Raw genomic sequence first — 11,958 nt, 5'->3', positions numbered from 1 at the left:
TTAATGAAAAAAATTGTTGCTATTCGTGCTAATTTTGTATCAGTATCAACTGTGTGAATGCTGGTTGTTCAAGGCGGAGTTCAAGAAAGCAAACACGCGTAACGGGTTGAGGTTGAAAATTGCGTATTTTCGCGTGTCGGCCAAATGATGTCTGTCATTGATATCAGTTGGATCGTGTGATGTTGATGGAGGTTTGAATGACGACAATTCCCGGAGATCATACGAGTACGGTTCGTATTAATATAGGAGACCAGTTTACTGGCCTCACATCACCTGGAAATCAATTTTTCGACCTGGACGCCATCGGGATAGATCTCGAAGCAGGCACAACCTATCGGGTTTCGCTTAGCCCCTATGATCATTCCACACAGTCTGATTTTGATACTAAAATTGTCGATATATTAGACGGGTCCGGTAATTCGTTAGGATTAAGCGATGATGATAGCGGCGCCGGTCTTGCGAGCGTTTTGTTATTCACGCCTTCCAGTAATGATACGTATTTCATTGTAGCCGGCCCGAATTCTCCGGGTGATCTTGGCGGCCTCTACACTTTACAGGTTACGGAGTTTACCGCGCCTGTAGATGATTTCTCAACGGCGCTAGATCCAAGCGATCCGATCAGCATCTGGGAAACGCAAGACGCGCATATCGGCGCTTCTGGCGACACCGATACAATAGCCATTTCATTGGAGGCTGGCGTTGAGGTTGATATTACTGTTTACGGGAATGATATCGGTTTTTACGGTGAGCTTGGCGATGCTGAATTTGTCAGTTTTGTCGATGATAGTGGTGTCGCCGTGGACGCGGGGCTGTTGGAAACGGCAGAAGCGTTAGGCACATTTACAGCCTCGGGTCCATTTTCTGCACATCAGATAAGCTTCACCCCGACAGAAACGGGTGTCTACTACATAACGGTTGGCTCTGAAGGCGACAATCTCGGCGATTATAGCGTTTCTGTCTCCGCTCACGATCGTGGTGTTTATTCGATACGGGCGAGTGAGGATTTTGTGCTCACCGGAAATCCGGAAATCGATATGTTTTTTACTTTTTCCGGCCCCACTGACGCCGATCCGATTTTCAGTGACCGCGACGGCGATGGGTTCACGACGCTGACCTACAGCATACCGGGCGCCAACCCCGGGACGTCGCCGGGACAACAGTACGCCATCGCTTCTGAATGGACTTACGGATATGCGCCGGCGTCTGGCGTTGTGTTGGACGGGTTTTTGTCCGTGATTGCGCAGGTCGGCTCATTTTCAAATATCAATTTTGTAGAAGTGCCCGATACTGGCGTGCAGGCTGGCGCATTCCGCATAGGCGACACAGATATAGAGCTTGGCAGCGCGTCCGGGGCGCTTGTAACGGGCTGGTCAGGATTTCCCGGATGGACCACTGCCGGCGAAACCTGGATCAACGTCGACAAAGGACTTGAGAACGTCGAAGCGATCCGAAATTTTGGGGTTTCAAACATTTCGAGTTCTAATTTCCTATTCAATCGTACGCTTCATGAATTCACCCATAATCTGGGTTTGTTGCACCCGGACTTCTCGCCTTTAGCCAGCTCAGTGGATCCGACCATGTTGGGACAGGAGTACAGCGTGATGAGCCGGGCCGGGTTTACGGCAATTCCGGGCGTGACGGCTTTTGGCGACGTGTCGCCGCAAACATTGATGTGGTTTGATATTCAGGCGCTCCAGGCTGCTTATGGCGTGAATACGACTGAGACGGCCGGCGATGACATGTTTGCTCTTAATACCAATGACCAGCACTTTCGAACGATTTGGGATTATGCAGGCAATGATACTTTAGAATTATCTGGCTCCTCTGATGTTGTCATCGATCTTACGCCCGGTACGTGGCAGGATGTGGGAACGTCTATTTCCTATTACTCTCTCACTGACGGTTCCTTTGCTGGAACGAACAAAAACACTGTTTTCATTGCGCCTGACACTTTGATTGAGAATGTGGAATCAGGTCGCGGCGATGATGAAATAAGAGGCAATGACGCCGCCAATGTCATCTCCTCGGGCGAGGGTGAAGACGCGGTGAACGGTCAGGCTGGGGATGATGTCATATCCGGCAAGCAGGGCGACGACTTGCTGGTTGGATCGACCGGCAACGATACGATTGATGGCGGGGCCGGTCTGGACGTGATCTATGGCGGTGACGGCGAGGACGTGCTTTCTGGCGGCTCCAGCCGTGACGTGCTGGCGGCTGGCGTCAAGAACGATATTCTGGATGGTGAAGGCGGCAATGACGAACTCTATGGCGGCGCCAACAATGATTTGTTGATAGGCGGCGACGGCAATGACACCATGTTTGGCGCAAAGGGCGTTGATACCGTTCAAGGGGGGGATGGAAACGATATCGTCTCCGGTGCGGCCGATAACGATTTTCTTGACGGCGGCGAGGGCGACGACCTTCTTTTTGGCGGCGTGCAGAATGATCGAATTACGGGCGGATCGGGCAACGACACATTCCTTTACAATGCTGGCAACGACATTGATCTAATCACCGACTTTGCGGCGGGCATGGGCACGGAAGACGTGATCGAGCTCAATAATTTCGGCACGGACTTCGACACCTTCGCCGAAGTGATGGCGGCCGCCACCGACGACGGCACAGACACGACCATCAACTTTGGCAATGGCGATCTCATCATTCTTCAGAATGTTCTCGCCACTAACCTTCACGAAGATGATTTCGCGTTTGGGTAATTGGTCGCATGGCCTGTTTATTTGAAAGTCTCGGAAACCTGAAGACGCCGTCATTGCGGGTGTAGTGATTTGTATATGCCCGCGGCCATTGTAATCCCAATCAGCGATGAGGCGCGGCCTTCAAGGGCTGAAAATGTGCGAAACCAACAATGGTTTGAGCAAGGGTCAGGCGGAACGTGTCGCGCTGCAATATTTCGTTTAGAGCTATCATTTCTGTTTTTTGAGCGTACCATGGTATTCTGAAAACCGTATGTAGCTTAGGGGGCAAACGATGCCACGACTTGGAACTTATGATGAGATGGCAGTGTTCCTGACTGGTAGTTGGTGGGTTAATCACGGCGGAGCCCGTCAGTGGAATCTTGGCCCGGACAGAACTATTGCAGTAAATATTGCGGGACTCACGCCAGCGGCGCAGACGCTTGCAATTAAGTCATTCGATTTCTGGGAAGATGTCGCTGACATACATTTTCAAGTCACTACAGGTCCGGCACATATTACATACGACGATGAGGACTCTAGTAATGAGGCATATTACGCAGGAAATCAGAACAACGGTTTCTTCACTTCTGCTACGATCAACGTTTATGTGAACTTTGATGGTGGCGTTAAAACGCTAGATAGTCTTGCGTTTTTTGCATTTATCCATGAGTTGGGTCACGCTCTGGGTTTGGGGCATTCCGGGCACTATGATGGTCCGGGCGTTACCTATGCAGCAGACGCGTTCTATACGAACGATTCCCGCCAACTAACAATAATGTCTTATTTTTTCCAGAATGATAATCCTACAACCAATGCCTCACGCGCACTCCCTTTGACGCCAATGATAGTTGATATATTGGCGATTCAGTCGTTATATGGCGCGCCAGCTGACACGCGCTCTGGTGATACAATTTACGGGTTCGGTTCCAATGCCGGTGAGTTGATATACGACCCGACATCGTTTCCGACGACCAATTATGCAATGACAATTTACGATACTGGCGGAACGGATACGTTCAATTATTCCGGGTTTTCGGAAGATCAGTATATTGACCTTAATGATGAAGGAATATCGAATATTGGCGGACTGATCGGCAATGTTATCATTGCGCGCGATGTCTATATTGAGAATGCAGAAGGCGGCTCTGGCCAAGATATGCTGATAGGCAATGAGCTTGCCAACAGTCTCTCAGGCAATACCGGCGACGACACGCTGGACGGCGGTGATGATAATGACTTCATGCTGGGCAATGACGACAATGACTCGATCATTGGCGGGAGCGGGAATGATTCCGCCAATGGTAATGACGGCGATGACGAGTTGTTCGGCAACCAGGGCGACGACCTGCTGGTTGGATCGACTGGCAATGACACAATCGACGGCGGGGCCGGCCTTGACGTGATCTATGGCGGTGACGGCGAGGACATGTTGATGGGCGGGTCGGCCCGCGACGTGCTGGCGGCGGGCGTCAAGAATGACATTCTCGACGGCGGCGGCGGCCGTGACGAGCTTTATGGCGGCGCCAATAACGACCTTTTGATGGGCGGCGACGGCAACGACACTATGTTTGGCGCCAAGGGTGTCGACACGCTTGAGGGCGGCGATGGAAACGACACGGTCTCCGGCGCGGCGGATAACGATTTTATCGACGGCGGCGAGGGAGACGACCTCATCTTCGGCGGCGTGCAGAACGACCTGCTGACCGGCGGGCTGGGGAACGACACGTTTCTTTACAACGCGGGCAACGATATTGACGTGATCACCGACTTTGTGGCGGGCATGGGCACGGAAGACGTCATTGAGCTGAACAATTTCGGCACGGACTTTGATACGTTCGCCGAAGTGATGGCGGCGGCCACCGACGACGGCGCAGACACGACCATCAACTTTGGGTCAGGCAACCTGATTATCCTCTACAACGTCGTTGTCGCAGACCTCCATCAGGACGATTTCGTCTTTGGGTAGGAAGCAATCCGGCCCGTATCGGATTGAAAATCGACAGGAATTCCTCCGTCTCTCATCAATTGGCTAGCTGACGTAGAGCTAGCCAGAAAACTGCGCTACGTTGGAAAAGCGGTTGGTATTTCCCGCGGCCAATAGCAATATGTGCTATGCGAACAGTGTTGGTATCTCCGGCGCGGCGTAGATAATTTACGAGCAAAGAGGGCGATATGTGCCAGTTCTGCGAACGTCAGGACATTAAGCCGAAGATCACCCTCGCTGCGGCGCCCGCGGAGCCTTTTGGTTCAGGCCCAATTCGTGATCACGAAGTTTGGGCCGCATATGTCGCTAGGGAAAACGAGTCGAGCGGGGCGTCGAGCATTGTTGACGAAAACCGCGCGACTGACGCCGATATTCCGGGCGGACCGGGTACGAGTGCAAGCATTTCAATTGGCGGATCATTTAGCGATACACTCGAGTTCGCGGGCGATACGGATTGGATCGCTGTCGAACTTGAAGCGGGAACATCATATCTTTTCACCCTGACGGGAACCGGTGTTAATGCGCTGTTTGATCCATTTCTGGAAATTCGCGATGAGGCGGGCGTCAAGGTGGCGCAAGACGATGATGCAGGCCCCGGACTTAACCCGCAGTTGCGATTCACGGCGCTTGAGACCGGGACTTACTATTTGGTCGCTCGTTCATACGAAGACGAGAACCAGTCGCCAACCGCCGGTACTTACACGCTAACGGCCGATTTTGGTCCGCCGCAAAACCCGCTTCATGCGATTGATTGGGGTACGAAGTTAGCAAATAGCTTGGTGGATGTTTTCTTTGTTCCGACAGGGCAAAGCGCTGGCGGCGTACAGTCAGAAGGTTGGGCGCAGTCGCAAATCAATGCTGTGATGGACGTCCTGCAAACTATTTCCGATGTGGCGGGGCTTACGTTTAACCGGGTCTTTTCATCAGTGGGTGCTGAATTCCAATTGGTGACAACCTCCGGACCAGAACTCACTTATGCAGGGCGTATGGCCCCCCCCAGGCACATCCTCAGCCGGAATAGGCATGTTTAATACGGGGTCATCGCTTTGGAACAATAGCATGGCGCCGGGGTCGTCAGGATTTGCGCTTATTTTGCACGAAATCCTGCACGGTCTGGGTTTTGCCCATCCACATGACAATGGCGGCGCCTCGGAAGTGTTGCAAGGCGTGATAGATAGCGATGACTCTTACGGCGTCTACAACCTTAACCAGGGCGTTTTCACGAATATCTCTTACAATTCCGGATTTTCGATAGGCGCCGCCGTAACCCTCCAGTATGGCCAACAAGGAGGACCGTCGGCGTTTGATATAGCGCTGCTTCAGGAAAAGTACGGCGCGAACTCAACCTTCAATAATACTGACGACATTTATACGCTTACGGACATTAACCAGTCTGGCCAGTATTTTTATACGATTTGGGATACCGGCGGAGATGATGCTATCGAGTACGAAGGCTCTCGAAATACAGTTATTGATTTAAGGCCCGCGACGCTTCTTTTGGGTGAGGGCGGCGGCGGGTTTATTTCGAGAGCAGGCTCCACGGCTGGAGGTTTTACGATCGCCGCAGGCGTGGTGATTGAGGCCGCCGTTGGTGGTGAGGGTGACGATAGGCTTACTGGTAATGTCGCCGGGAACCGTTTGGACGGCCGCGGGGGTGAGGATACGCTTGAGGGAGGCGATGGAGCCGACTTTCTGATGGGTCAGGCTGGCAACGACTCAATTCTTGGCGGGATTGGCGATGACTCGGCCAATGGCGGCGAAGGAAATGACTCGCTATCCGGAGATCTGGGTGAAGATTACCTTGTTGGCTCAGGCGGTCAGGACACGCTCGATGGCGGCGACGGTGCAGATTTGATCTATGGTGGGACGGGTGAGGATGTCCTTATCGGCGGCGCTGACGCGGATTTTCTGTCGGGGGGCGTTAAAAATGACACTCTCGATGCTGGCGATGGCGATGATGAAGCCGCTGGCGGCGCGAATAACGACCTCGTTATGGGGGGGGCTGGCGACGATACAGTTTTCGGAGCGAAACGCGTCGATACGCTTTTCGGCGGCGAGGGCAACGACATCGTTTCCGGAGCGGCGGATAATGATTTTATCGACGGCGGGACAGGCAACGATACGCTTTTTGGCGGACGGCAGAACGATTTGATTACCGGCGGGGACGGGGATGATCTGTTTCTTTACGAGTTCGGGGGGGACTATGACGTCATCACGGATTTTGCCGCCGGCGCCAGTTCCGACGATGTGATTGAGCTGACCGGTTTCGGAGCAGGGTTTGATACTTTTGCGGAAGTGGTGTCGGCAGCAACGGATGACGGCGCAGACACAACCATCGATTTCGGGGATGGCGACATTATTATTCTCGAAAATGTCCTTGTCGCCGCCCTTCATGAGGACGACTTCGTGTTTGGGTAGGTCGGACAGCGAGGTGGTTTGTCCCGTTTACGCCTGCTTCATTTATTAAAACTCCGTAGGCATTAACCATGATTTTGTCGGAAATCGTGCGTTCTCGTCACCGCTATATAGGCGCCGCCCCTACAACCGAATAGGGAGGGTTTGCGGCCCAAAATATGTGGTGTAAAGCGTGCATAAAGTTGAGTGTTTAAGTGGGAGTGGTGGAAATGGCGACTTTAACGGTCACAACCCTTGATGATGAGGCGTTTGACGGCGGCGAAACGGTTGGTTCGCCTGACGGCGCTGGATTATCGCTACGAGAGGCATTGGAGCTTGCCCAGGATGGGGACACTATCACTTTTGATAATGGTCTTTCTGACGGGACGCTGAACATTACTGGGCCGCTGACAATCAATCAGGATGATTTGTTGATCGATGGCGATTTGGATGATGACGGCGTTCCCGACATTACGATTGCTTCAACAGGTTCCGGTACGAGCATTATTGTTGAGGGAGGGTCTGAAAGCGATCCGCTGGACATTACCCTGCAAGGGTTGACGTTAAACGGCGCTGGATACGAAGGCTCAAGCGGGCTTTATTCCGGCGGCGATCACAATCTGACGGTTGAAGATTCCGCCTTTTTGAATTTTGATAGCCGCGCCCTTTTTATCAATAGCGCCAGTTCAACGCTGGCTGTTGGCAATTCTTATTTTTACGGAAATTACAGCTCCGGTAATGGCGGCGCCATTTATGGTGTTTCCGGCTCTATAATAAATGTCCAAAACAGCCGTTTTGCATCCAACGAAGCGAATGTTAGCGGCGGCGCTATAGCGTCGCTTGGCGACGTTTACGTTTCAGATACGGATTTCGAAGGCAATACCGCTACGCAACACGGCGCAGGTATTGCCCATTTCTCAGGTGATGCGCTCGAGATTCTTTCTTCGACATTCGATAATAACGTTGCAAGCGGTTTTGCGGGTGGCGTATTCGCCACTGGTGATCATACGTATATCTACAACACCACGTTCAGTGACAACGCATCCGGCTTAAGTGGCGGCGGTCTGTTCCTCGGGGTCAGTGCAATTGATGCGGAAGTGGTGAATTCCACCTTCTATTCAAACCATTCCGGCCAAACGGGCGGCGGCCTGTTCACTGATACTGATGGTACAAACATCGTAAACAGTACGTTCACGGGGAATTCCGCCGCGACTAGCGGCGGCGGCATCGCTAATGTTGACGAAGCGTCAATCGGAAATTCGATTGTCGCCGGCAACCGTCTTGGCGGTGCTGGCGCAACGGTAGAGATCGACTCCACTGGAGGAACGACAACATACAGCGGCGTGAACATATTCACGAACCAGACTGGCGGCATCGGTGACGGGGACGATTTGCTTGTATCGGATCTCAGCACTGTTTTCGCTTCTCTTGTTAGTCAGGAAGGCAATATTTACGGTGCGCTCGCAGACAATGGCGGTCCCGTTCAGACCGTTGCGATTGCTTACTCCGGTGTTGCGGTAGATGCAGGTAACAATAATATTCTTCCTGCTGACGTTTTTGACTTTGATGATGACTTGAACACAGCGGAAAGTCTGCCCGTAGACGCCCGCGGGTTTGCTCGTGTTGTCGGCGGCGTTGTCGATATTGGCGCATACGAGCTGGACCTGATTGCCGGCACCTCAGGCAATGACAGTTTGCCGGGCACTGGAAATGCAGATCTGATTTCAGGCTTTGCAGGCAATGACACATTGAATGGCGGGGCTGGCGACGACACGCTGGACGGCGGTGATGATAATGACTTCATGCTGGGCAATGACGACAATGACTCGATCATTGGCGGGGGCGGGAATGATTCCGCCAATGGCAATGACGGCGATGACGAGTTGTTCGGCAACCAGGGCGACGACCTGCTGGTAGGTTCGACCGGTAATGACACGATTGACGGCGGGGCCGGGCTGGACGTGATCTATGGCGGTGACGGCGAGGACATGTTGATGGGCGGGTCGGCTCGTGACGTGCTGGCGGCGGGCGTGAAGAATGACATTCTCGACGGCGGCGGCGGCCGTGACGAGCTTTATGGCGGCGCCAACAATGACCTGCTGATGGGCGGCGATGGCAACGACACGATGTTCGGGGCGAAAGGCGTCGACACGCTTGAGGGTGGCGACGGGAACGACACGGTCTCCGGCGCGGCGGATAACGACTTCATCGACGGCGGCGAGGGAGACGACCTCATCTTCGGCGGCGTGCAGAACGACCTGCTGACCGGCGGGCTGGGGAACGACACGTTCCTTTACAACGCGGGCAACGATATTGACGTGATCACCGACTTTGTCGCCGGCGCCGGCACCGAAGACGTCATTGAGCTGAACAATTTTGGTACGGACTTTGATACGTTCGCCGAAGTGATGGCGGCCGCTACCGACGACGGCGCAGACACGACCATCAACTTCGGCTCAGGCAACCTGATCATCCTCTACAACGTCGTCGTCGCAGACCTCCACCAGGACGATTTCGTGTTTGGGTAGTAAATCCTTCCGTGGATTTATTAAAACTTGGCAAGCCAGCGCCATTTTTGCCGCATAAATTTGCCATATTAGGGTGATCGTCTAGTTTTCGTGCGGGCTGGGGAACGGTCGCCAACAGGTTGCGGCGCCGCCTTCCCCTTGTCAGCAAGATCAGATGCAACGCCAATGGGGGAGAAATTCAATGGCAAATGTTTCTTTAGAAAACGTCGCGGATTCATTCAGTTTCGAAGCTACGAACAGGGTCGATTATGACTCGACTGAATTCGCCGGCGCTACCAGTTACTCCTATCTCGCCTCAAATGGCGATGATGTCGATTTCTTTGGCTCCGGTTTTACGGATGACGGTACATTTCCAACAGGCGGCACTGTTGAGACCGTTGCCTATGATATTGGCAACGATGCGTTGTTAGGAAGCAAAGAAGTCGAGGTTACGGGACTCAATCTTGATGTTCTCGATTTTCAGGTCGGCGTCGGCACAGCGGCCGAGCAAACGTCACGTTTCTGGTTCACTGTTCTGCAGGGTGCGGATATTTTTGATTTAGCTCTTGCGGATTTGTCAGTGAGTATCCTCATCGCCGGTGATGGCGGTGATTTGACGCAAACATTGGACAACACCTATATCGGCGCAGATGACGTTTTTACGTCTGCAAGCGGCGCCCTTACCGGGACCTCGCTCATTTATGGCGATTATGTTGATATTGAGTCTGGTCTGATTGCGGTTGGCGGCGACGATCTGTTCGAGGTCGGTGCGGCACGCATCAGCGGTGATTTCGACGACACATTCACGACGTCTTCCGGGATTGGCGGAGATGACACTATCCGTCCGGATAGTCTCGAAAACACAACGGCCGGCAATATTTTCATTATGGGCGATGCGGATGCAGTCTTTGGCGGGTCGCAGGCAAATGGCAGTTCGCTTGCGGGCGGTGACGATTTAATCGACCTCAGCGCCACGGATATCACCGGACTTACGCAGACAATTACAATTACAGGTGATGCGAATACCGTGCAAAGCTTCTCTGTTCTTCAGGGGGGTGATGATACGATTATCGGCTCAACGGCAGGCGACATCATCCATGGCGATGCTGTTTCGAACAGCGGGACCATTACCGGCGGCGATGATTACCTGAACGGCGGTCAGGGTGATGACACCATTAACGGAAATGCGGGTGACGACACGTTGATCGGCGGCGCTGGTGCTGATGATCTGGATGGCGGTGACGGTCTTGATGTTGCTGATTATTCCGATTCCGCAGCGGTTACGATCGCGTTGAATACCGGCGCCGCCTCTGGCGGTGAGGCGAATGGCGACACTTTCTCTGACATTGAAGGCCTGATGGGTTCGGCATTTAGCGATATTCTTGCAGGTGATGCGAATGACAATCTGCTCATCGGTGGAAACGGTAATGACGAAATGGTCGGCCGCGACGGCGCCGATACAATCGACGGCGGGGCCGGGCTGGATGTAATTTTCGGCGGCTCTGGCAACGACGTCCTATCTGGCGGTGACAGCGCTGATTTCCTTTCAGGCGGGGTGAACAACGACATCCTGGACGGCGGCGCTGGTAATGACGAATTGGCTGGCGGCGCCAATAACGACTCCATCGATGGCGGCGCAGGCAACGATACGATCTTCGGCGCGAAAAGAGTTGACACGCTGAACGGAGGCGATGGCAACGATCTCGTTTCCGGTGCGGCGGATAACGACTTCATAGACGGCGGAAACGGCAATGACACGCTGTTTGGCGGTGGGCAGAACGACCTCATCACCGGCGGCGCAGGCAATGACACGTTTCTCTATAATGCTGGAAACGATATCGACGTGATCACCGATTTTGTCGCTGGCGCCGGTACGGAAGACGTCATAGAGCTCAGTAATTTCGGCGCCAACTTCGACACCTTTGCTGAAGTGATGGCGGCGGCGTCGGACGATGGAACTGATACGACCATTGATTTCGGTTCAGGAGACCGGATCGTTCTCTATGATGTTGTCGTCGCTGATCTGCACCAAAACGACTTCGTGTTTGGATAATCGGTCGCGAGTGTTTTCCCATAAGCTTTGGGAACCGAACGACAATAGTTTGATCTTGCTACGGCCGCAGCAATGACTGCGGCTGTAGCGGGCGGCGTTCGAATGTTAATCTCGATTTGAGTTCACGTGATCTATCATCTCGGCGGAGGCTGGCGGCGGCTTTTGTCCGGGTGATTTTTCTTTGGGAAAGTTCTCAAAACCAGTACACCTGAAATTCGCATCATCTGGATTTCAAAAATATAGTTAACTTTATAATGCAAACCCTGTTATTAACTTGGCCGGTAGTGGCGTAATTCATTATTACGGCATTCCTGGCGCCCGAAG

The 11,958-nt window shown here is 53.1% G+C and carries 6 protein-coding genes; all 6 read left to right on the top strand.

Features of this window, described 5'->3' with window-relative positions:
- Positions 1 to 197 precede the first annotated feature (197 nt).
- A complete protein-coding gene (locus PUV54_RS04605) occupies positions 198 to 2,717 on the top strand; it encodes a M10 family metallopeptidase C-terminal domain-containing protein (RefSeq protein ID WP_274494398.1) in 2,520 nt (839 codons plus the stop codon).
- Positions 2,718 to 2,988: 271 nt separating this feature from the next.
- Positions 2,989 to 4,662 carry a M10 family metallopeptidase gene (locus tag PUV54_RS04600; RefSeq protein ID WP_274494397.1) on the top strand — a complete coding sequence of 558 codons (1,674 nt, stop codon included), beginning with the start codon at positions 2,989 to 2,991 and terminating at the stop codon, positions 4,660 to 4,662.
- A gap of 206 nt (positions 4,663 to 4,868) precedes the next feature.
- Positions 4,869 to 5,711 carry a PPC domain-containing protein gene (locus PUV54_RS04595; RefSeq protein ID WP_274494396.1) on the top strand — a complete coding sequence of 281 codons (843 nt, stop codon included), beginning with the start codon at positions 4,869 to 4,871 and terminating at the stop codon, positions 5,709 to 5,711.
- A 28-nt stretch (positions 5,712 to 5,739) separates the two neighbouring features.
- Positions 5,740 to 7,098, top strand: coding sequence for a hypothetical protein (locus PUV54_RS04590; protein ID WP_274494395.1), 1,359 nt, complete (start codon positions 5,740 to 5,742; stop codon positions 7,096 to 7,098).
- A 206-nt stretch (positions 7,099 to 7,304) separates the two neighbouring features.
- On the top strand, positions 7,305 to 9,602 hold the full coding sequence (locus PUV54_RS04585) for a calcium-binding protein (protein ID WP_274494394.1): 2,298 nt from the start codon (positions 7,305 to 7,307) through the stop codon (positions 9,600 to 9,602).
- Positions 9,603 to 9,783: 181 nt separating this feature from the next.
- The gene (locus tag PUV54_RS04580; protein WP_274494393.1) at positions 9,784 to 11,634 is read left to right on the top strand and encodes a calcium-binding protein; all 1,851 of its coding nucleotides are present in this window, start codon (positions 9,784 to 9,786) and stop codon (positions 11,632 to 11,634) included.
- The last annotated feature ends 324 nt before the right edge of the window (positions 11,635 to 11,958 follow it).

Origin of the sequence: Hyphococcus flavus (assembly GCF_028748065.1) — a bacterium.
Taxonomy (GTDB): domain Bacteria; phylum Pseudomonadota; class Alphaproteobacteria; order Caulobacterales; family Parvularculaceae; genus Hyphococcus; species Hyphococcus flavus.
The sequence above is the reverse complement of the archived record's forward strand: the minus strand, read 5'-3'. Positions and strand labels throughout refer to the sequence as shown.

Bases quoted from the DNA above. Each gene is read 5' to 3' on its own strand.
- PUV54_RS04605 (WP_274494398.1), top strand. From the start codon at position 198: ATGACGACAATTCCCGGAGATCATACGAGTACGGTTCGTATTAATATA.
- PUV54_RS04600 (WP_274494397.1), top strand. From the start codon at position 2,989: ATGCCACGACTTGGAACTTATGATGAGATGGCAGTGTTCCTGACTGGT.
- PUV54_RS04595 (WP_274494396.1), top strand. From the start codon at position 4,869: ATGTGCCAGTTCTGCGAACGTCAGGACATTAAGCCGAAGATCACCCTC.
- PUV54_RS04590 (WP_274494395.1), top strand. From the start codon at position 5,740: ATGGCGCCGGGGTCGTCAGGATTTGCGCTTATTTTGCACGAAATCCTG.
- PUV54_RS04585 (WP_274494394.1), top strand. From the start codon at position 7,305: ATGGCGACTTTAACGGTCACAACCCTTGATGATGAGGCGTTTGACGGC.
- PUV54_RS04580 (WP_274494393.1), top strand. From the start codon at position 9,784: ATGGCAAATGTTTCTTTAGAAAACGTCGCGGATTCATTCAGTTTCGAA.